Source organism: Nonomuraea sp. LPB2021202275-12-8 (assembly GCF_037044575.1).
Lineage (GTDB): Bacteria > Actinomycetota > Actinomycetes > Streptosporangiales > Streptosporangiaceae > Nonomuraea.
In genome coordinates this window covers 78,859-98,491 of the sequence record NZ_JBAHWD010000034.1, presented here as the reverse complement: position 1 = coordinate 98,491, position 19,633 = coordinate 78,859, and the positions used below count along the sequence as shown (strand labels likewise).

Annotated in this window: 23 protein-coding genes; 4 read left to right on the top strand and 19 right to left on the bottom strand. The window is 67.2% G+C overall.

From position 1 onward, the window contains the following. Positions 1–125: 125 nt before the first annotated feature. From V5E28_RS39735 to V5E28_RS39685, 11 genes are all read right to left on the bottom strand, one after another. Entirely contained in the window at positions 126–1,502 is a 1,377-nt protein-coding gene (locus V5E28_RS39735; protein WP_336214888.1) for a tyrosine-type recombinase/integrase, read from the bottom strand. Next, positions 1,499–1,756 (bottom strand): helix-turn-helix transcriptional regulator, encoded by a 258-nt coding sequence (locus V5E28_RS39730; RefSeq protein ID WP_336214887.1) that lies wholly within the window; start codon positions 1,754–1,756, stop codon positions 1,499–1,501. The genes V5E28_RS39735 and V5E28_RS39730 overlap by 4 nt, the downstream gene beginning before the upstream one ends. Positions 1,757–2,014: 258 nt before the next feature. Continuing rightward, positions 2,015–2,305, bottom strand: a complete 291-nt coding sequence (locus tag V5E28_RS39725; protein WP_336214886.1) for a hypothetical protein — start codon at positions 2,303–2,305, stop codon at positions 2,015–2,017. Further along, positions 2,305–4,239, bottom strand: a complete 1,935-nt coding sequence (locus tag V5E28_RS39720) for a hypothetical protein (protein ID WP_336214885.1) — start codon at positions 4,237–4,239, stop codon at positions 2,305–2,307. Before V5E28_RS39720 ends, V5E28_RS39725 begins: the two co-directional genes overlap by 1 nt. A gap of 9 nt (positions 4,240–4,248) precedes the next feature. After that, the gene (locus V5E28_RS39715) at positions 4,249–5,223 is read right to left on the bottom strand and encodes a hypothetical protein (RefSeq protein ID WP_336214884.1); all 975 of its coding nucleotides are present in this window, start codon (positions 5,221–5,223) and stop codon (positions 4,249–4,251) included. Beyond that, entirely contained in the window at positions 5,220–5,669 is a 450-nt protein-coding gene (locus V5E28_RS39710; protein WP_336214883.1) for a hypothetical protein, read from the bottom strand. Before V5E28_RS39710 ends, V5E28_RS39715 begins: the two co-directional genes overlap by 4 nt. Before the next feature lie 13 nt (positions 5,670–5,682). Further along, a complete protein-coding gene (locus V5E28_RS39705) occupies positions 5,683–6,228 on the bottom strand; it encodes a hypothetical protein (RefSeq protein ID WP_336214882.1) in 546 nt (181 codons plus the stop codon). Then, positions 6,225–6,605 carry a hypothetical protein gene (locus V5E28_RS39700; RefSeq protein ID WP_336214880.1) on the bottom strand — a complete coding sequence of 127 codons (381 nt, stop codon included), beginning with the start codon at positions 6,603–6,605 and terminating at the stop codon, positions 6,225–6,227. Before V5E28_RS39700 ends, V5E28_RS39705 begins: the two co-directional genes overlap by 4 nt. Next, entirely contained in the window at positions 6,602–6,988 is a 387-nt protein-coding gene (locus V5E28_RS39695) for a hypothetical protein (protein WP_336214878.1), read from the bottom strand. The genes V5E28_RS39700 and V5E28_RS39695 overlap by 4 nt, the downstream gene beginning before the upstream one ends. Beyond that, positions 6,985–8,514 (bottom strand): hypothetical protein, encoded by a 1,530-nt coding sequence (locus tag V5E28_RS39690; protein WP_336214877.1) that lies wholly within the window; start codon positions 8,512–8,514, stop codon positions 6,985–6,987. The genes V5E28_RS39695 and V5E28_RS39690 overlap by 4 nt, the downstream gene beginning before the upstream one ends. A gap of 60 nt (positions 8,515–8,574) precedes the next feature. Beyond that, positions 8,575–8,976: a hypothetical protein gene (locus tag V5E28_RS39685; protein ID WP_336214875.1), complete on the bottom strand. Its 402-nt coding sequence runs from the start codon at positions 8,974–8,976 to the stop codon at positions 8,575–8,577. Between the two features lie 274 nt (positions 8,977–9,250). Here V5E28_RS39685 and V5E28_RS39680 point away from each other — a divergent pair, with 274 nt between their 5' ends. Both V5E28_RS39680 and V5E28_RS39675 read left to right on the top strand, forming a co-directional pair. Then, the gene (locus V5E28_RS39680; RefSeq protein WP_336214874.1) at positions 9,251–9,928 is read left to right on the top strand and encodes a winged helix-turn-helix domain-containing protein; all 678 of its coding nucleotides are present in this window, start codon (positions 9,251–9,253) and stop codon (positions 9,926–9,928) included. Between the two features lie 47 nt (positions 9,929–9,975). After that, entirely contained in the window at positions 9,976–10,710 is a 735-nt protein-coding gene (locus V5E28_RS39675) for a GntR family transcriptional regulator (protein ID WP_336214872.1), read from the top strand. Between the two features lie 146 nt (positions 10,711–10,856). Here the strand turns inward: V5E28_RS39675 and V5E28_RS39670 are convergent, their stop codons facing one another. Together V5E28_RS39670 and V5E28_RS39665 are read right to left on the bottom strand one after the other, a co-directional pair. Then, positions 10,857–11,162, bottom strand: coding sequence for a hypothetical protein (locus tag V5E28_RS39670; protein WP_336214871.1), 306 nt, complete (start codon positions 11,160–11,162; stop codon positions 10,857–10,859). Further along, on the bottom strand, positions 11,155–11,655 hold the full coding sequence (locus V5E28_RS39665) for a Panacea domain-containing protein (RefSeq protein ID WP_336214869.1): 501 nt from the start codon (positions 11,653–11,655) through the stop codon (positions 11,155–11,157). The genes V5E28_RS39670 and V5E28_RS39665 overlap by 8 nt, the downstream gene beginning before the upstream one ends. 356 nt (positions 11,656–12,011) lie before the next feature. Here V5E28_RS39665 and dnaE point away from each other — a divergent pair, with 356 nt between their 5' ends. Both dnaE and V5E28_RS39655 read left to right on the top strand, forming a co-directional pair. Further along, positions 12,012–15,566, top strand: a complete 3,555-nt coding sequence (gene dnaE / locus V5E28_RS39660) for a DNA polymerase III subunit alpha (protein WP_336214868.1) — start codon at positions 12,012–12,014, stop codon at positions 15,564–15,566. Continuing rightward, complete coding sequence (locus V5E28_RS39655; RefSeq protein WP_336214866.1) at positions 15,563–15,907, top strand: DUF6300 family protein; 345 nt, start codon at positions 15,563–15,565, stop codon at positions 15,905–15,907. The genes dnaE and V5E28_RS39655 overlap by 4 nt, the downstream gene beginning before the upstream one ends. 86 nt (positions 15,908–15,993) lie before the next feature. Here V5E28_RS39655 and V5E28_RS39650 read toward each other — a convergent pair whose 3' ends face one another. The 6 genes from V5E28_RS39650 to V5E28_RS39625 all read right to left on the bottom strand — a co-directional run bounded on the left by V5E28_RS39650 (position 15,994) and on the right by V5E28_RS39625 (position 19,531). Next, positions 15,994–16,179, bottom strand: coding sequence for a hypothetical protein (locus tag V5E28_RS39650; RefSeq protein WP_336214864.1), 186 nt, complete (start codon positions 16,177–16,179; stop codon positions 15,994–15,996). A gap of 32 nt (positions 16,180–16,211) precedes the next feature. Next, a complete protein-coding gene (locus V5E28_RS39645) occupies positions 16,212–16,799 on the bottom strand; it encodes a hypothetical protein (protein ID WP_336214863.1) in 588 nt (195 codons plus the stop codon). Further along, complete coding sequence (locus V5E28_RS39640; protein WP_336214861.1) at positions 16,796–17,464, bottom strand: putative 2OG-Fe(II) oxygenase; 669 nt, start codon at positions 17,462–17,464, stop codon at positions 16,796–16,798. Before V5E28_RS39640 ends, V5E28_RS39645 begins: the two co-directional genes overlap by 4 nt. Continuing rightward, positions 17,461–18,219 (bottom strand): aKG-HExxH-type peptide beta-hydroxylase, encoded by a 759-nt coding sequence (locus V5E28_RS39635; RefSeq protein WP_336214859.1) that lies wholly within the window; start codon positions 18,217–18,219, stop codon positions 17,461–17,463. The genes V5E28_RS39640 and V5E28_RS39635 overlap by 4 nt, the downstream gene beginning before the upstream one ends. Next, a complete protein-coding gene (locus tag V5E28_RS39630) occupies positions 18,216–18,959 on the bottom strand; it encodes a hypothetical protein (protein WP_336214857.1) in 744 nt (247 codons plus the stop codon). Before V5E28_RS39630 ends, V5E28_RS39635 begins: the two co-directional genes overlap by 4 nt. 368 nt (positions 18,960–19,327) lie before the next feature. Continuing rightward, the gene (locus V5E28_RS39625; protein WP_336214855.1) at positions 19,328–19,531 is read right to left on the bottom strand and encodes a hypothetical protein; all 204 of its coding nucleotides are present in this window, start codon (positions 19,529–19,531) and stop codon (positions 19,328–19,330) included. Positions 19,532–19,633: the final 102 nt, after the last annotated feature.

Sequence of the window (19,633 nt, the reverse complement as noted above, 5' to 3'; positions counted from 1 at the left end):
CATTCCGGCAGCCAGGTCAGACATCGTCTGACCTGGCTTTTTTGCTTGTTTTCAAGATCGTTCGGCTGTGCCATCTCCCCGCACTTTCCGGCATGCTGCGGCGAATTCCGCGAGTCATTCGCGAGTCAGGAACCACTGGCTTCCTCTCGGGCGCGATCCATGCGTTCGATCCACACCTCGTCGTATCCGGCCATGCATCGGTGGTAGATCCGCTGCAGAACCTCCACGCTGTGCCCAGCCCACTCGGCCACCTGAGCCGCAGGAACCCCCGTGGACAACCGCCAGGTGACCCCGGCGTGCCGCAAGTCGTACGGCTTGCCCATCAGCGGCGTCACGAACTGCTCGGGGGTGAGCGCGAGCGTGCGGACCTTCTTCCATAACCGTGAGTAGGTGGACTTCGGCACCGGTCGCCCGCTCTCAGAACGAAACAACCGGCCATCCTCGGCCACGCCGAACCGGGCCATGTGCTCGCGTAATAAGGCCACCAGCTCGGGAGGGATCGGCACCACCCGAACCGTCTTCTTCGTGCGGCCCTTGAGACTGCGCTCATCATGCAGGTCGCCGCTGTTGGTGTAGTCCTTGCCAACCTCAGGCGTGGACGCCTCCAGGATGAGCTTCCCCCACCCGGAGTCCGGCAGATGGCAGTCGATCCGCCGCAGTCGGCTCACCTCGGCCGGGCGCATCATCGCGTAGTACATGCAGCCGAAGAAGGCCACGAAGCGCGGCCCCTGCCGGCGGCCCAAGTAGCTGCACGTGACCAGCGCCTGGGCGATCTGCTGTGGGTTGCCTACCGCCCGCGGGTCCACCGCGTCGTCGACGTTGGGTTGCTTCCACTCGCTCCTGAGCGCCTGGTCGTCGAGCGGGTTGCCTCGCAGGCGTTCCTCGAGTACGGCGTAGCGCAGCGAGTTGTAGAAGATGCGGCGCCGTCGCCTGTAGTACTCCGGTGCGGCTTCGCTGCCGTCCAGTTGCGAGGCGCAGGCGTCGAGGGCCTTGGAGATCGTCTTGCGCTCGGTGACGGCGGTCAGCGGCAGGGAGGCTCGGTGGAGCCACCGCAGTGCCGCCTGCACTTCCTCGGGACGGTCCTCCTCCGGCCGGGACTGGATGAACGCCCACCTAAGGGCGTCGCGCAGCGTCTTGTCATCAGGCGCACCACGCATGTTGCGAGCCAGGGCAGGCGTCACGGCGATCATGCTTTCGACGATGGAGCGCCTCTGGTTGGAGGATGCCTTCCTCCACTTCGCGGCGACGTAGTCGAGTGCGTGCTGGAACCAGGTGATGTTCTGATCCTCCCGGTGCATCGACTCAGGTAGCCCGGTCTCGCTGTCGAACGGCTCACCTTTCCGCGCTGCCGTCATGAGTTCGGAGCGGCGAGAGTCGGCCTGGCCGGACTGCATGTACGACTCGGTGAAGGTTCTGCCGCTTACGACCCAGCGGACGACGTACGGCTTACGCTTCTCCGGGCGGACCTGGATGCCCCAGATTTTGACGTCGTAGGTCTTCACGCCTGCTCCTGAGCGTCGATCCACTCTTGGAGCCAGTCGCGGTGGATCCGCCAAGGGCCGTTGCCGGGGAGCCGTATGGATCGCGGGCCCTCTCCCCGCCCCTGCCAGCGGTACCACGTCCGCTCGGAGATCCTCAGCTTCGTGAGTACCTCATCGAGGGTCAGCCACTCGTCGTCACCGGCCGATCGGGTTCGACCGCGCCGCGTGCCTCCTGCCTTGGAGTGGCGCGTGATGCTGGTTGTGGTGCGCGTCATGATAGGAGCGCTCCTTTCCTTGGGAGTGCGGCCCTGGGCGGTGTGCTGGCAGGCGTTCGCCCAGGGCCGGTTTACTGAGTGGCGTGTCCCTCGTGGGACAGTATTAAGGACCATCCTCTCTGTAACGCGCGTCGTTACATATAGGACAGGATTACTGTAACGCTTTGCGTGCTTTTGTCTAGAGCGCGAAGTCGGATCACCTTTGTGTCGCTGAGGATGTAGATATAGCTATATGTCTCATTTGTCCCGAAATGATGATCACCGCTGATCCCAGGTCACGAACACCACCAGCGCGAGAGCCGACCCCATCAGCGCAGACGCCCACCCCACGCCCCACGTCTGCGCCGCCAAGGACCACGATGCGGTGACTGTCGCCGCCACAGGCAGGAGACGAGCGCCGACCTCCATCAGGGGGACCAGGGCCGAGGACAGCAGCACCACCGCAGGTACAACCGCGCCCAGGTCAGCGGTCACCCCCACCACCCGCGCCGCCGCCTGTGACAGGCACAGCCACGCCAGCATGATCAGTAGCCGTGCCATCGCACCCATCACGACACCCTCTCCGTGTCCGCGATCATGTACCGGTCATCTGCCATGCGCGCCAGGCCCTGCTCCACCAGCGATGCGGCCACCCGAAAGGCCACAGGCAACGAAAGTCCCGACCGAACCGTCAACTCCGGCCCCGTCAGGCCCCCATCGGCGGCGGCCAGCAGCGACAGCATCGATTGCTGGGCCGTGGCCACGTCGGCCGGGCTGAGGACCTCGGCCTGCACAGGAGCGTCGAAGCTGACGTGCTCGACGGATGCCACCTGCTCCTGCGCGGCCTGAGCCGGCTCGGACGCGGACAAGGTCGGTGTCGTTCCGTCCGCCCAGGTGAGCCTCATTGGCGTGACGTCCCGCATGGCCTTGCTCATCCTCGGGATGTGGCGGGCCCGCATCATCACCGGCCGGTCGGTGGCGCCCAGCAGGTATCCGCAGCCCTTCGTCTTCTTCCGCGTGCCCGGGAAGTACAGCTTGATCAGATGCGGGTAGGCCACCATCCGCTGCCCGAACGTGGCCGACGCGATACGCCGGTCAGCGTTCCGCAGCACCACGATGTTGCCCGACGTGACCAGGGCGAGGACATCGCCGCCGCCCATGCCGGCCACGTACACGTTCTGGTCGAGCGTCCACACCGTCATGCCGCACTTGCTGCCTTCGGCGAGGATGTCGTGCACGATCGTGGCCAGGTCCTCGTGTCGCGCGACCAGGTGGAACTCGTCGATGGCGATCACCAGCATCGGCAGGCCATGCACCCCCGGGTGGTCGTACGACTGGACACCGCGGCGCTTGACCCCGTCCTCGTCAGTCCATTCGACCTGCGACAGCAGCTTGCGACGGCGGGCCATCTCCGCCTGGTAGTCGTAAAGGCGCTGCCGAATCGCGTCGATGCCGAGCGCGTGCGGCACGTAGTCCAGCAGGTCGGGGCAGCTCTGCCCGTCTTGCGGGTCGAGGTAGTCGAGCACGATCCGCCCCTCCGTGCGGGCGAACTCGGCAACCGCGATCTTCAAAATTGAGCTCTTGCCTGTCCGCATCGCGCCGAAGATGCCGCACGGAAGCGGCCCAGACCCTGGCTCCCACACCTGCAGCGCTGCATCGCCCGCTCCGTCCTCGAACGGGCCCATTGGCAAGATCCCGGTCTCCAGGTCGAGAAGCGGTTCCGTCCAGAGCTGCGCGTCCTCCACCGCCAGCCGCTTCAGGAAGGTCACCACGGCGGCGTTCTGCTCGCCGCCATCCGGCTCCTCCACGTGCACGAAGTTGATTGCCTTACCGAAGTCGGAGCAGATCCGCTTGCGCGCCTCCATGGCCTCCTCGGTCGTCTGCCCATCCAAGGTCACGCGGTAGCGAATCCCTTCGGCGCCGCCATGCGCGAACTCCTCCCTGTTGGTCAGCTCCGAGCCGGGCAGCGCGCCGCGCTTGCCGGCGGTCTTCGTGTTCCACCGCGTCGCGATCGGATCCGGCCCTTCCAACGCCTTGGCTTGCTGTGCTGCCTCCAGGGCGCGGCGCTTGGGGTCCGGACGGGTGATGTAGCTGCGGTTGCGCCACACGTAGGGGACCGTCCACAGTCCAGCCGCCGCGAAGTAGAGGCTCTGCATCGCCCCGAAGGCTCCGAGCTCGGCCGCCGCGGGCAGCCACAGTGACGTGCCGGCCTGCCACCAGCGGGGGGTGAGAGGTCCGCGCGTCTTCGGGAACAGGGCGCGCACTGTCGCCGCCGTGGCGTAGACGGCGGCCTCACCAGCGAGGACCTGCCAGGCGGGCACGTCGGCGAGATGCAGCGCCACGCCCGTGCCCCAGACGCCAGCGACGGTGGCATGCGGGGCGACGGCGCGACGGTAACGATGGGCGGCCCTTCTCGCGACCGCCCTCGCGGCCTGGGCCAGGGCCTGCGTCTGCTCGTCCTGCTCCTGCTCGGACTGCGGGGCGGGTGTGGTGCGGCGAGCCACGTGGCGCTCCTAGTTCTCGTAGAAGGACATGCGGCGGACCACCCTGACCGGCGCAGACTTGACGGAGCGGGCGACGTCTCCGTGGCCGTTGTCGAGTGCGGACATGACGGCCGCCACAGCCGGTTGGGCCCCACCGCACGCCGTCACCACGCTGGCGGTGTAGTGGGTGGCCGTCGCGGCAGCAGTCGCCTCCTCCTCGGCCTGCGCAAGCACCTCCCACATGCGGGTGATCGTCCGGTGGTCCAGGCCGTCCGCTTGCACGGCGTTGAATGCCTGCAACGCCAGGAGGTACTTGTTGCGGGCGCGTGCGGCGATGCGCATCGCGTCCTCGTGCACGTCGCGTGCGTCAGTCTCGAGAACGCCCGACGCCCGGAAGAAGGCCCTCAGCCAGGTCATGAACCTGTCGAAGCCCCCGGTGGCCAACGCCTCCTGAAGCTGGGGGACGGTGGGCAGCGGGGTGGTGGTGCCATTTCCGGCAGGCGCGAGGGGGGCCTGCGACATGTCGATCCCTTCGAGTTCCACAGCGGGTGCGGGGTCGTGGGCATGGTCGTCGAGCCGTTTCGCCTCCACCGCCGTCGACCTGGCTGGGCGAGGCGGCTCGACAGTGACCTCGGTCTTCGGCGGGGAGGGTGGTGCCACAGCGGGGCGGGCAGGTTCCGTAGGCGGCGGGGATGACGGGGCGTGCGGCCGGACCTGCTCGACGACGATGGTCGCGCCCGTCTGCGGCTCGTCGTTGCCCTGCTCGTCGCGATTCCCTGCGTCGTCGCGCGGGGCGGCTCGCTCGGCCTCGGCCGGCCCGAGCGCGCGCCTGACCCAGGTGATCGCGATGCGTGTGGTCTTCGCGGTCCAGGTCTGCTCTGCCTTGTACTCGGTAGCCCCGGCGGGCGGCCCCGACTCCGGTTTCCGGAAGAAGAACCAGCCGCCGACGATGAACAACGCGAACGACAGCACCACGGCGAACACCGCGAGCAAGGCGTCGCTCATGACCAGTTCTCCACCGCTTGGCGCATCAGTTCGGCGGTGAACACGTCGTACTGCACCGGTCCCCAGACTGAGCCGAACGCGATGCCACCGAAGATCCACAGAAGGGAGCAGGCCACGAAGGTCGGCATGTCGGGCTTGGCGTCCTTCGAGATGTCCTTGACAACCGCACCTGCCATGAAGGCGAACGCAGCGGCGAGCAGGAACAGCACCACCGAGCCGACAAGGGTGGCGATCGCGCCCCGCGTGGCCATTTCGACGAGCAGCGCGCCAACGTTGACGAAGAGACGGCCGGTGGGCAGCAGGAACATGCTGGCCGAGAACAGGAGCAGGAGGAAGACGGCGATCACGCCGAGGGGCTTGCCAGGCAGCTTGTCCTTCTTGCGGATGCCCGCGAAGACCCAGCCAAGGCCGAACGAAAAGCCGCCGCCGAGAACTAGAACGATCATGAGGGGTTGCCTTTCAGAGCAGAGTCAGCAGGAGGGGTAGGGAGATCATCAGCAGGTAGAACCCGGTCGTGACCGGGCCCCAGAACTTGAGACCGGGCCAGCAGACGGCGGACCAGAGCGCGACCCACACGCGAGGGAAAGCGGACAACGTCTTGAGCGCTGGGAGTTGGGCGTGGCACAGGCCGGGAAGCCCCTCCTCGCGGAAGCGGCCCCAGCGTCGGCGGCAGTCGCCCGCACCGAGGAAGGCCACCGTCGTGCACACGAAGCACCAGCAGACGGCGAAGACGCCGTGCACTCGCGCGCACCAGTCGAGCAGCCCGGCTTCGAACGGCACGTACTCGCGCTCGCGGTGGTAGGCGCGCACCGTCGCGACCGAGGGCAGCCGCGCCGTTCGAACCCCGCGCATCTGGGCGCGCTCCTCCAGGACTTCAACCCAGGAGGGCCGCACCTGAGCCGGCCCTGTTGCGGGCGCTAGGTCCGCCGCAGGGGCAGGCTGCTCGGTGATCTTCTCGGGCTGCTCGGTGGGCAGGCCCTCGGGCGGGACAAAGGCGAACGTCATCGCGGCCGCCTCTCGGCGTCCTCGGCGTTCAACTTCGCTGCCATCGCGTGGGTCTGCGTGCGCAGGTCCGTGGCGATGCTCGCGGCCCGCTGCGGGTCGTGCTGAGCGAGCTGCTTGAGCTCCGACGTCAGCCACTCGGCTGCCCGGAGGAATTCCGTCCACGGGTGCCGGGCGGAAGCGATCCGCTGCTCGGCGTACCGTCGGCGGTTGGACGCGGCCACGGCTCCTCCTTGATCACCCGCTGTGAGCGTGTTACGGTGCCCCTCGCGCGCGCCGCGCGCGGCGCGCGGCGCGCCTACGCGTTGGGCACCCTGCTCGAACGGCGAATCACCGCCCTGCAACGGCACCCCCACCGCCACGTGGTCACGAACAGTCACGACGCTTCCTCAGCACACGCCCGCGCGAACGCATCCCAATCCGGCTGACGCGCGATCTCCGGAAGCGACTCCAAATGCCATGCCAGGAGCGACCGCGACACCCGGAGTGCGACCGGCTGAGCCGTACGCACGTCCCAGCGTGCGAACTCCCGGTCCAGCGGCCAGGCGGCCAGCGCCGCGCACTCCGCGCGCCCGTTCAGGCCCGCGGTGAGCACGTCCAGTGGGACGTCCACGCCAGGCCAGCGCTCGACGATGAGCTGAACGTGGAAGGGGCTGTCAGCTCGGAACGCCGCCTCGACCATGACGATGGTGGGGATGTCGGCAAGGTGGTCCCACGCGGGGATCGGCATATGCCGGACCACGATCTCGTCGAGAGCGGTCATGCTGCATCTCCTGTCGCGGTGGCATGCCTGTCGGCGCGGTCCGATGTCGTGGTCCGGTCAGCGGACGGGTCCGCCGGTCCGGTCCGTGGTCCGGCCGCGCCGCTGCGAGGGCTGGTCCGCTGGCCCGCTTGATCCGGTCCGGTGAGAAGCCTCATCAGGTCGGCAGCGACCTTCGTTGAGGCGGTCTGGCCCGCTTCGCGAAGCGCAGCTTGGAGCTTGCGGCGGGTCAGCTTCTGGCCGTCCCGCTTGAGCCGGCCCGCGATCGTCTGGCCCAGCGGCAGTAGCTCGTTCACCCGGTCCGCCGATCCTGCCGTTCTGCTGCGTACGGGCGGCTTGCTGGTCCGCTTGGTCCGGTTACGCGGCCCCGGGCCGGGAGGGGTGTCGGCAGGCTTCTGGTCCGGTCGGTCCGGCGCCGAGACCGGACCAGCCGACCGCTGCCTGGTCCGCCTTTTGGTCCGGTGCTTGATCCGGACCATCTCCCGGTAGCGGGCTCGGAGTCTGGTCCGGGGACGGACCCGCTGCTCGCTCTCGGGAGCCGGCTCCTGGTCCGCTTGGTCCGCTGGCACGGTCTGCGGCACCTTCGCCGTGACGGCAGGCCCAAGCTGCGGCCGGTAACGTGGCACCAGACCAGCGCCCACCGAGTTGATGAACACGGCAGCGTCGTGCATGGCCTTCTCCACGTCCGGCTGCAGGCCGCGGCTCTCCTCCGTCAGCGCTGCCATTCGGGTCAGGGTGAGCTGAAGCTGAGACCGCTGAGAGGCGATCACCGCGCCCTGAGCCTGGGCGACCGATCGCCACGCCATCTCCACACGGCGGGCCTGACGCACCACCTGGACGGCGACGGCCGGAGACTGCTCTCCCTCGCCGACCGCCCAACGGAACGCGGCGAACGTCTCTCCGAAGTGCAGCAGCCAGCGCAGCGGCGAGAACTTAGGCGCTCTCGGATCGATCAGGCCGTTGTCCCGCAGGTCCTTGCGGTGCAGGTGCCGAGAGTGCATGCTCCACAGCCACGGGCTGGCCAGCGAGCACGCCGCGAACAGCTCCGGCACAAGCGGCACGTGCGTGTAGTTGAGGTAGCCCGCGCCGGCGCCGATCAGATATGACGTCATCCGCGTACGCCAGGCGGAGTCACCCTCCCGCAACGCGACGTGCGCGTGCCACGACACGTAGACAGCAACGGACTCGACGATCGCAGCGCCGAGCACAGCAAGGAGCACGGGCCAGGCCAGTTCGTGGAACACGAGGAATTGCCCGGCCACCGCGACGACGTTGACGCCGACGTTCGTCACGCTCATGACCGCTGTGCGACCTACGAGCTGTGCTCGGGCCTGCCACCGCTTGCGTGTCTCCGCCCGCTGGCGTTCGCGGTCGACGCGGGCGGTCTCGTCACGGTCACGCTGGTCGGCTTCGGCCGTCCGCACATCGGCGCGCCGGGCGTCCCTGGCCAAGCGGCGGCGCTCGATCCGGAGACGTTCGGCTTCGAGGGCGCGCCGCTCCTTGTCCGGGTCGGCTTTGGTCAGCAACATCAGAGAAACTCCTGGAGTGGTGGCGGTACCGCTGTCGCTTTTAGCGATTTCACAACAGGATCATGCCCGAGACTTGCGCCCGGCAGTGTCAGCCTTCAGTGCTTCCACCAGTTCCTTCACGGGTTCGGTCCGGGCAGACCCGAGCACGCCGCCGCGAGCGCCGTGCAGGCTGTGGATCGAACCGCCGTGGACGTGGATCGACAGGGCCTCCTCGATGACGGTCATGCGCAGGCAGCCGTCGCGCACAGCGCAGGGCTCGCATAGCAGGCGAGCTCTGCGCCGGGTCAGACCTTGTTGAACCCAGCGGTCGTCATAGCTGCCGACGCAGATGCCGCCGGCGTTGACCTTCTCGGCCAACGTCCTGACCTCGGCACAGAGTCGGTGCTCCAGTGGTGGAGGTGACGGGGGCTTGGCGGTCTCGCGGTCGGCGGCCTTGGGCGCGGGTTTCATGATGGTGCTCATCGGTCACCTGCTTTCTGGAAGGGGTGCTGATGCGGCCTGGGGGCGCTCTCGTGGCCGCTTGCTGTGTCGGGAAATTTCTAGGCGAAGCGTCCCAGGTTCGGTGGCCATCTACCGATAGCCTGTCGGTACGGTCATGGTACGCATACCAAGACCGTACCGCAACATGCGCCCGGCTGCCAAGATCACGCAAGTACTGCTCTTGGACGGATCATGACTGCCCTTAAAGTTGGCTTCACGGGCTGGAAGACCCGCCCGAGGAGCACATGGAGACCGGATGCCGTTCCCGCCCGCGAAAGCCCAAGGCATAGCGGACCAGATCGCCGACAAGATCAGGCAAGGCGATCACCCGCCAGGGAGCTGGCTCCCCTCAGAGCGTGAGCTTTCCCAGGAGTACCAGGCGAACCGCTCCACCATCCGCAACGCACTCAAGCTGCTTTCCGACGAGGGTCTCGTCACCCGAATCCCCGGTCAGGGCGTCCAAGTCTCCGACCCCAACGCTCCCCGGGTCGAGGGCCAACCGGCCCGCTCGACGCTCGAGATCGCTTGCGAACAGCGGCGGTGCTGCTTCACGCTTGCCGGTATGACGGCATGGCTGGCATCTCAGGACAGGCTGACACTCGTGCGGATCGACGACATCACGTCGGTGCAGATCGTCGTACCGGGCGAGCCTGACCCGCGCCTGCATCCGACGAAGCGCCTCGACCGCGCCGAAGAAGTACAGATCATGGTCGGCAGCAGCGCCGGCGTCGCAATGTGCGCGACAACATGTCCTGGCCGCGATGCGCTGTGGGTCCGAGACGAGCTGCTACGAGTGGTGAACACGATCCGGCGGACTGAGGCCAATGGAGCGGGACTGTACGTGCACGCGCCCGCTTCGTGGCCGCGCAAGAGACCTGGGCAGTTGTGGCAGACGTCTCCCCATCTGCCCGCCCCCGAGCTCATTCCGCACTGAGCACGAACGCTCGATCAAACCGCTCGTTCTCCGGATAACATGACTCCATGGTCCGCCATCAAGAGGTATCCGACGACCTCAGAGCCAAGATCCTCAACGGAACCTATCCACCAGGCAGGCCGCTGCCGCACTCCCAACTCCTCACCATCGAGTACGACGCCTCCAACAGCACCATCTCCCAGGCGCTCGCAACTCTGAAGGGCGAGCAACTCGTCATCCGTCACGCCGCCGAAGGGATGATCGTCCAGCCACCTCCCACGGTGGTGGATCTCGTTCTGCACGGGCCGCACGGACACGGTCCGCTGCCCTGGGCCAAGTGCTGCGACCGCTCCGGCACCGAAGGCGCGATGATCACTGGCAAGGTAGCCACTAGCGAGGCGACGCCAGAAATCGCCGAACTCCTCGGCCTCAACACCGGCGACGCGGTCATCACGCGCAGTCGCCGCGCAACCATCGGCGACACCGTAGTCCGCCTCGACGAAGCGATCTACCCTCAGCAACTCGTCACCGGCACCCCGCTCGCCAAGCGCGGCCAGGTCCCGGGGGGTGTCTACCGGGCCTTGGCCGACGCCGGCCTGGAGCCACACTCCGTAGTGCGACGCGTCATTGCCAACCGCCAAGCAACCGACACGGAGGCAAAGGCCCTGAAGCTCGTCCGGCGAGCACCCGTCCTCACCTACGACCAGTTGATCGCCGACCGACAAGGCAGACTGATCGAGCTGCTGCGGTTCGTAGCGAACCCGACCCGAATCAGGTTCGTCGACGAGCAGATCTCGCTGTAGGGAGATGGGCCGTAGAACTTGGTAGGCGGTGCTGGTGCCTTCTGCGGTGGCGACGGCTCGGTGGGGTGGCAGGAGTGACGAGGCACGGTCACGGGCGTCGAATGGGCGACCACGACCAGGGAGTGGTTTCGAGGGGCTGTGTATCGCTAGACAGGCCAGCTCAGGGTGCCGAACATGTTGCATCGAACGGTGCTGGTCTGCTCCTCAATCCAATAGGAGCAGCACACGACCAGGCCCTTGTGGAAGGTACCGGGGATGTGGCCGAACCACAGGTTGCTGAAGCCCGGCTCCCGCTGAACTCCCTCGTACGGGTTGGACGCGCGACTGAAGATCCAGTCCGCAACGATGAGGCCCATATCGTCGAGAACGGCGGAGACGGGTTCGTTGAGTTCCCACTGCTCCAGGCATTTTTCGAAGCCAACGAGCTGCCAGCCTGAGTTGGGGCTAACCACGGGCAACCAACCTCGCTCGCAGCGCTTGCAGATCGTCGGGCTGCAACTGGTCCTTGCGGTGCTCGTTCGTGTGGGAGAGCCACTTCGCTACCTCGGCCGAGTCGAGCACCACCTCGTCGTCGGAGGTGTCGTCGGCTGCCTGTCTGAAAAACTCCTCGATCCACTCGACTTCGATCCGAGCGCTGCCGCGCGGGGGACGATGTGCGTTGGCTCGCTTCCATGGTGTCTCGCTGTGGCTGAGACTCTCCAGGTCCTTGCCGCTCAAGTTGCCATACCGGCTTAGCACATAGCCGATCGTGTTGAGCTCGGCCTCGCCAAGAGCGGGGGCGACCGTGTCCTTGAGCCAGGGCTCGCTGCCGTACTTCTCCTCCTGCCACACACTGGGCACGACGGGCCCCATGTCCCAGGCCATGATCGTGTCATTAAACAGCGGCTGGCCGAAGGTCGCGAGGTGATGTCCCTGGGCGTAGTAGAGGAGCTTCTGTAGCTTCACCTGGCCCAGTCCTGGGTGCCGCTCGCGGAGGGCGGCTGCTACGTCGCGAGCTGAGACTGGCATGGCCCCAGGATACGGCTGGCCTCTTGTGGGGTGAAGGTGGTCTTCGAATTTGCGTGTCTCGCTCATACGTTCGATTGTGTCAAATTGTGGGCATACACAAAAGAACCAGTACCACGCCAATCGTGGCGGGTCGAGCGTTTCCGCAGATCAACTACGGTGTGGCCTGCCCTGTACGCAGCGTCAACAACAGCCAGGCAACAACCTCGGGGCCCCCTCCGGCTGTGCCCCAACTGTCACAGAAGAAGGAATAAGCTCGGGCGAGGATCTGGGCCGCGCTGGGAGTTGGGGGACGGGTGAGCAAGTCATTCGTGCATCTGCACGTGCACACCGAGTACAGCATGTTGGACGGCGCTGCCAAGATGAAGCCGCTGTTCAAGGAGGCCGAGCGGCTCGGCATGCCGGCGATCGCGATGTCCGATCACGGCAACATGTTCGGGGCGTACGAGTTTCAGAAGGTGGCGCAGGGCTCCCCGGTCAAGCCGATCATCGGTATTGAAGCGTACGTGGCGCCGCACAGCCGGTTCGTGAAGAAGCAGGTCTTTTGGGGGCAGCGCGCCGAGACCGGCGTGGCGGACGGTGAGGGCGGCAAGGACGTCTCTGGCGGCGGCCGGTTCACGCACATGACCATGTGGGCGAAGGACGCGGACGGGCTGCGGAACCTGTTCCGGCTGTCGTCGCTGGCCTCGATCGAGGGCTACTACGGCAAGCCCCGCATGGACCAGGACCTGATCTCCGAGCACGCGGCGGGGATCATCGCCACCACGGGCTGCCCGTCCGGCGCGGTGCAGACACGGTTGCGGCTCGGCCAGTACGACGAGGCGGTCAAGGTCGCCGGCGAGTACCAGGAGATCTTCGGCCGGGAGAACTACTTCCTGGAGCTGATGGACCACGGCATCGACATCGAGCGGGAGGTGCGGGCGGACCTGCTGCGGCTGGCCAAGCAGCTCGACATTCCGCTCCTGGTCACCAACGACAGCCACTATGTGACCGAGGACCAGGCGGACGCGCATGACAGCCTGCTGTGCGTCGGCGTGGGAAAGAACAAGGACGACCCGAAGCGGTTCCGGTTCAACGGCTCCGGCTACTACCTGAAGTCCGCGGACGAGATGTACGCGCTGTTCCCCGAGCTGCCGGAGGCGTGCGACAACACGCTGCTCGTCGCCGAGATGATCGGCGACTACAGCGACGTGTTCAAGCAAGTCGACCGGATGCCGGACTACCCGGATGTTCCGGAGGGCGAGACGCAGGAGTCGTGGCTGCGCAAGGAGGTCGAGCGCGGCCTGGAGATGCGCTACGGCAGCCCGGTCCCGGCCGAGGTGATGGAGCGGTACGAGACCGAGATGAAGGTCATCGGCCCGATGGGGTTCTCCTCTTACTTCCTCGTGGTGGCCGACATCTGCCGGTATGCGCGGGAGAACGGCATCCCGGTCGGGCCCGGCCGTGGGAGCGCCACCGGCTCGATTGTGGCCTACGCCACCCGGATCACCGAGCTTGACCCTTTGGAGCACGGTCTGCTGTTCGAGCGGTTCCTGAACCCGGAGCGGATCAACCCGCCGGACGTCGATCTGGACTTTGACGACCGTCACCGTGACCGGATGGTCAATTACGTCACCGAAAAGTACGGCAGCGCGATGACCGCGCAGGTCAACACGTTCGGCACGATCAAGGCCAAGGCTGCTGTCAAGGACGCGTCGCGCATTCTCGGCTATCCGTTCGCTGTCGGCGACAAGATCACTAAGGCGATGCCGCCGGACGTCATGGGCAAGGGCGTGCCCTTGGCGGATCTGTTCAACGAGGACCACCCGCGCTACAACGAGGGCACCGAGATCCGCGCTCTGTACGACACCGACCCGGACGTCAAGAAGGTGATCGACACCGGCCTCGGCATCGAAGGTCTGATCCGCGGTACCGGCGTGCACGCGGCCGCGGTCATTCTGTCCTCGACGCCGCTGCAGGACTTGATCCCGTTGCACATGCGGGACAAGGACAAGGTGATCATCACCGGGTTCGACTACCCGTCCTGTGAAGACATGGGCCTGGTCAAGATGGACTTCCTGGGATTGCGGAACCTGGGCATCATCGACCACGCCATCAAGATCATCGAGCAGAATCGGGGCATCAAGCTCGACACCCTGACGTTGCCGCTTGACGACGCCAAGACCTACCAGCTTCTGGCCCGCGGCGACACTCTCGGCGTGTTCCAGCTCGACGGCGGCCCCATGCGGCAACTGCTGAAGCTGATGGAGCCGACCCGGTTCGAGGACATCGCCGCCGTGCTCGCCCTGTACCGGCCGGGCCCGATGGCCGCTAACGCGCACACCAACTACGCGCACCGCAAAAACGCCCGCCAAGAGATCGAGCCCATCCACCCGGAGCTGAAGGAAGCGCTCGAACCCATCCTCGGCCCGACGTTCCACCTGCTCGTCTACCAAGAGCAGATCATGGCAGTCGCCCGCGAGCTCGCCGGCTACACCCTCGGCGGAGCCGACCTCCTTCGCCGCGCCATGGGCAAGAAGAAGAAGGAGATCCTGGACGCCGAGTTCGCCAACTTCCAGAAGGGCATGCGCGGCAACAAATACAGCGACGAGGCGATCCAAGCGCTGTGGGACGTCATGTTGCCGTTCTCCGGGTACGCGTTCAACAAGTCCCACACCGCCGGATACGGCCTGGTCGCCTACTGGACCGCCTACCTGAAGGCCAACTATCCCGCCGAGTACATGGCAGCGCTGCTCACCTCCGTGGGAGACGACAAGGACAAGGCGGGCGTCTACCTCGCCGAGTGCCGCAAGATGGGCATCCAGGTGCTGCCGCCGGACGTCAACGACAGCGAGCTCGACTTCGTCGCGGTCGGCGACACCCAAGTGCGGTTCGGTATGGGCGCGGTCCGCAACGTGGGGGAGAACGTCGTCGAAGCGATCGTGAAGGTCCGCAAGAAGAAGGGCCTGTTCACGGACTTCAACGACTTCCTCGCCAAGATCCCGCTGACCGCCTGCAACAAGCGGGTCATCGAATCGCTGATCAAGGCGGGCGCGTTCGACTCACTCGCACATCCGCGCAAGGGCCTGCTCATGGTGCACGAACAGGCCATCGAGCAGGTCTCCAGCATCAAGAAGCAGGAGGCGCACGGCCAGGATTCGCTGTTCGGCGGGCTGGCCGACGCCGACGCCGATGAGGTGTTCACCGTCACCGTTGCCGACATGGAGTGGGACCGCAAGACGAAGCTCGACTTCGAGCGGGAGATGCTCGGCCTGTACGTGTCGGATCATCCGCTTGCCGGCGCGGAGCGTCTGCTGGCCAGGAACCGGGACATCACGATCGCTGACCTGCTCGATTCCGGCCGCGAGGACCGCGCCGACGTCACCGTGTCCGGGTTGATCACCAGGGTGGACAAGAGGGTCAACAAGGCGGGAAACGTGTGGGCGATCGTCACGGTCGAAGACATGGACGCCGCCATCGAATGCCTGTTCTTCCCCAAGAGCTACACGCTGTACGCCGACACGTTGCGTGAGGACGTCGTGGTAGCGGTGCGCGGGCAGATCAACAACCGAGACGGCGCCATCAGCATCTTTGCCACCGATCTCGCCCTGATCGACGTGTCCGGCGTCAACAGCGAGACCGGTGCCCCGATCACCCTCATCCTGCGGGAAGAGCGCATCACCCCGCACTTGCTGGAGGAACTACGCCACGTGCTGAAGCTGCACGAGGGCAAGGTGCCGTTGCACATCAACCTGAAACAGCCGACCGGCAAGACGATGGTGATGGAGGTGCCGGACTTCCCCGTCAACGCCGAATCCAGCTTCGCCGCCGATGTGAAGGCGCTGCTCGGGCCAGAAGCGATCGCCCAGTGAAGCGGCGCATCGACGCGATGACCACGGCAAATCCGCCCTCGTGCGCTCGCTGCGGTGGTGAGGCGCTGCTGTGGGTGCGGGTGCCGCACGGGTGGCCGAACGCGGGCGGCGCCACTGTTCAGGGCCGTACCGGGGTCGTGCTGTGCGCGACGTGCGATGTTGACGCGCCGGGCGCGGCCGCGCTGATCACCTGGTTTCACGTGCACGGCCAGGTGGAGGAGGAAGACAGCGAGGAGTTCGTCCGGCTCCTGGTGGCGTGGGCAGAACAGGTGTCGGTGCCGCCGCTGGACGAGCAACGGCTGGAGACGGAGATCGACATGTGGCGGCGCGGCAACCTGTAGCCGACCATGCATGACGAAAGAGCAGGCTGGCCCCCGCCGATGTACGCGGCGGGGGCCAGCCGTTTCTGCGGTGTGCGCCCGGCCTGCTACAGCTGGGCCGTCGTCTCCGAGGTGAGCGCGAAGTTGTTCTGCACCGCGCCGCACTTGTTGGAGTCGGACACGATCGCGCCCTGGCGGGCGAGGTCGAGGTACTGCTGCGTCTGGTCGGGGTCAACCGTGACGCCGAGGCCCGGCGCGTTCAGGCCGAGACCCACGTTGCTGTTGGCTTCCATTGCCTGTTCTCCTTCGAAGATCGGTACTCGAACTACGTGATCGACTTGGCGACCACGACGGCGATGGCCTCTCCCTTCTCAACGGGGACGATGGAACAGGTGAGCCAGCCGGGCACGACAGTGAGTGAGCCGGCGACCGGGGCGATGGTGAGCTGGCGGCCCCAGGGCAGGCCGGGCATGGCGGTCATGGCGCTGCCCGCGCGGGGGTCGAACACCGCGATCGTGCCGGCGTCGGCCTCCTGCGGCGAGACGACCTCGAGGAAGCACCAGCCCAGGTAGTCGCTACCGGTGGCGAACATCGGCTTCTCGTAGCCGCCGAGCCAGATCTGCGCCTCCAGCTCGACGTCGTCGACGCGGCGGCCCGAGGTGCCTGCCTGGGAGCCTCGCTCACTCAGGGCGTTCATGTCGGCCACGAACGCGCGCCCGAGCGCGTCGACGTCGACAAGGGCCGCGCTGAGCGGCACAGCTGTGAACGGGTCGTCGTCGGTGTGCTGGTCGAGGATGTTGCCGTGGGCGATGCCGGTCAGGTCGATTGACCGGACGGTGGAGGCGGTACCCCAGTGGCGGGTCACCGCGCCCACGGGGGCGCGCTCGTCGGTGGCGGTCACGGTGGCGGTCACGGCCGTCCTCCCGTCCGGTCGTAGGAGGCGTTGAACGCTATGCAGATCCGCAGCCCGCTGTCGGTGTGCTGGGTGGCCTGCACGGAGTGCGGCAGCCAGGACGGGAAGGCCACCAGCAGCCCGGGGCGCGGCTGAAGCGACAGCACGCCGGGGGTGACATCGCGGGCGATCGCGGCCGGGCGGGGGTCGAACAGTTGCAGGTTGCCCGATGTGGCGCTGACTCCGCCGCACTCGATGTAGATCGTTCCGGAGTAGATGGAGTCGTGGTGGGTGTGCAGCCGGTGGGAGCCTCCCGACCGGTAGACGACCGCCCACGCTTCGGCGATCACCGGGTACTTGTTCTCGACTTCCGGCGCGCGTTCTGCCAGCACGTCGTGGGTCATCGCGGATACGGCGTCGCGGATCTGCGCGCGCAGCCACGACACTGCCGGGCGGTCCCATTTCAGGATGTCCATGCTGGACTTTTGGGCGCCGATGACTCCGAAGGTGTGCGCGCCGCTGTCGCGGCCTTCGGCGTCGAGGATGAGCTCGCGCAGCTTGCCGATCATCTCCTGGGCGAGTACTCCGCCGTCCGGGGTGTCCGGGTCGGCCAGCCCCGCCTGATAGATGGGCGTCTCCCAGGTGGTCAGCACGACGGTCGGGGGACGGGTCGCCGTCTGTGTCATAAGGCCTCCTTGAGCCGTTGGGCGATCGCTCGCCCGGCGTCGGTCAAGTCGCTGCCGATGCCGTCGAGCAGGGACAGGCATCCGCGGCCGTAGTCGAGCAGGTAGCGGATGTGGTCAGCGGTGACCTGAGGGCGAGCGCCGGCCGGGTCAGCCTGGTGCAGACGGACCAGCGCCGCCGCGACGTGTGCGGCGCCCAACACCTCGCTGGGGGTGCGGTCCGCGGTCCCCGACGGGAGGATCAGTTCGTCGGCGCCTTCCCTGGCCAGCCGCCACACTTCCTGGATCATGTAAAGCCACTGGTGGCACAGCTCGTGCGTCACCTGCTCACGCAGTTCACGGCGGTGGGCGAACGCGGCCGGGGCGAGCAGGATGTGCTGGGGCCAGTCCCGGCACGACGCCGAGATCGCCCCGTCCTTGGTGTCCAGCAGCAGGAACCGCGCCGGGAGACGCACGAGGGGTTGCCAGGCCGGCACCGTTTCCGCGAGGCCATACAGGACATGGTCGATGGCCGTTCGGCGGTCCGGGGACAGTGCCACGCCCGGAATGGGCGTCGGGTCCTTTTGAAGGAGTAGGGCGTGGCCGGGGGCGAGCCACGTCCCGGGGTCGGCATGGCTCGCCCCGTCGATGCCAAGGTTTTCCGCCCGGATGTGACGGACCGCCGCGACGGCCGCCAGCAACTGGCCCGCGTCGAAGCCGTCGTCCAGGAACGGCATCCCGGCCAGCGTGGTGATGGGGTCTTCCAGGGTTGTCTTCACGGGTTCGTCACCATCTCGGCGGATAGGTGGTGGGTGAGGAGCTGCGGGTGGTCGACCAGCGGGCCGGGGCCCAGACCGATCGCGAGGATGCCGACGCCGGCGCGTCGCCCGGTCTGCAGGCACGGCAGCAGCCACCCAGCTCCCGGGTCCGGGGTGAAGTACACCTTCGGCGGGTCCTGCATGCGCGCCAGCACGGGCGGGCCGCACACCAGGCCGTTGTAGGTGTCGTAGCTGAACCGCTCGTGGCCCACGTCGAAGTCGTGGATCAGGACCAGGCCGTGTTCGACCGCGGCCAGCTCGCGTTCCAGCGGCCAGCTCTCCGCCCAGTGCGCGTCCAGGAAGTAGAACGGCCGCCGGTAGGTGCGGTTGGCGTCGGCGACCAGGAGCGGCGAGTCTTCGCACGTTACGGCCGCGTTGGCGTGCTGGGCGAGGCGTTGCCGGGTGAACTGGGCGTGCTCGGGGACGACGTCGCAGGAGCGGACGGGCAGGTCGGGGTAGCGGCGGGCGAGGTATTCGGTGGTGTCGCCGAGGAAGCATCCCGTCTCGACGATCGCGTCGCACTCGAAGTCGCGCAGCAGTTCGTCGACCAGCAACGCCACGGTGATGTCGAACCCGAACGGGCCACCGCCATCCGACAGGCCGATCTGCCCGGCCCGGACGGTGGTGTAGAAGATGCGGAGCGTGTTCTCTACCTGGGCTTTCTGCCAGCCGGTGAGCTGGTGGTGCGGCGTAGGCTCCATGGGTGCCTCCAGGCTGTGCTCTGTCCGGAACGGGTCCGGGGCGGGTCTGTCGGTTGAGCTCCTGGTGCTGTTCGGCCTCCCGAGCGGAGGCCGGGGTGCGGTCGGCGCCGCCCCGGTACACGGCTGCGGCGTTGACCTCATCCGGTGAGCGCCGGTGGCCGTGGCTGTGCTCAGTGACCAGGCGCTCCCACACCGCTTCGGCCTGGCGGTGAAGGCCCCGCCCGGCCTCCTCGTATCCTCCTCCCGGACGGCGGCGCAGCACCAGGTATTGGCCGCCTTGGGACGCGAACTCGTAGATGCCGCAGCACGAGGTGTCGACGATGCGGATGGGTTCTTCCTCGGGCCGCTGGTAGGGCTCCCACTCGATGTCAGGCATCGTCCGCCTCCTCCGCGCAGCGTGGAGGCTCGGCGGGCGGGCGCGGGGCCGGTGCCGGGTCGCACCCGGCTCGGCCGCGAGGATTCAGGCTGTCGTGGTTGAGGAGGGCGAGGAAGGCGTAGTCCATCACGCCCGCCCTCCTCGGCCGGGCCTGCCGGGTCGGCGGCGGGCAGTCCTGGTGGAACTCACCGTCCACGGCAGGGCTCGCTCCCTACCGTGGACGGTGAGGCCGGACGGCGCGGGCGACCCTGTTGGGGTCAGGATGATTCGCCCGCGCCGGAGGGTGCGACCGGTCGTG

Coding starts and splice junctions, on each gene's coding strand:
- V5E28_RS39730 (WP_336214887.1), bottom strand. CDS start 1,756: ATGACGCGCACCACAACCAGCATCACGCGCCACTCCAAGGCAGGAGGC.
- V5E28_RS39725 (WP_336214886.1), bottom strand. CDS start 2,305: ATGGGTGCGATGGCACGGCTACTGATCATGCTGGCGTGGCTGTGCCTG.
- V5E28_RS39715 (WP_336214884.1), bottom strand. CDS start 5,223: ATGAGCGACGCCTTGCTCGCGGTGTTCGCCGTGGTGCTGTCGTTCGCG.
- V5E28_RS39710 (WP_336214883.1), bottom strand. CDS start 5,669: ATGATCGTTCTAGTTCTCGGCGGCGGCTTTTCGTTCGGCCTTGGCTGG.
- V5E28_RS39705 (WP_336214882.1), bottom strand. CDS start 6,228: ATGACGTTCGCCTTTGTCCCGCCCGAGGGCCTGCCCACCGAGCAGCCC.
- V5E28_RS39695 (WP_336214878.1), bottom strand. CDS start 6,988: ATGACCGCTCTCGACGAGATCGTGGTCCGGCATATGCCGATCCCCGCG.
- V5E28_RS39690 (WP_336214877.1), bottom strand. CDS start 8,514: ATGTTGCTGACCAAAGCCGACCCGGACAAGGAGCGGCGCGCCCTCGAA.
- V5E28_RS39685 (WP_336214875.1), bottom strand. CDS start 8,976: ATGAGCACCATCATGAAACCCGCGCCCAAGGCCGCCGACCGCGAGACC.
- V5E28_RS39680 (WP_336214874.1), top strand. CDS start 9,251: ATGCCGTTCCCGCCCGCGAAAGCCCAAGGCATAGCGGACCAGATCGCC.
- V5E28_RS39675 (WP_336214872.1), top strand. CDS start 9,976: ATGGTCCGCCATCAAGAGGTATCCGACGACCTCAGAGCCAAGATCCTC.
- V5E28_RS39650 (WP_336214864.1), bottom strand. CDS start 16,179: ATGGAAGCCAACAGCAACGTGGGTCTCGGCCTGAACGCGCCGGGCCTC.
- V5E28_RS39640 (WP_336214861.1), bottom strand. CDS start 17,464: ATGACACAGACGGCGACCCGTCCCCCGACCGTCGTGCTGACCACCTGG.
- V5E28_RS39630 (WP_336214857.1), bottom strand. CDS start 18,959: ATGGAGCCTACGCCGCACCACCAGCTCACCGGCTGGCAGAAAGCCCAG.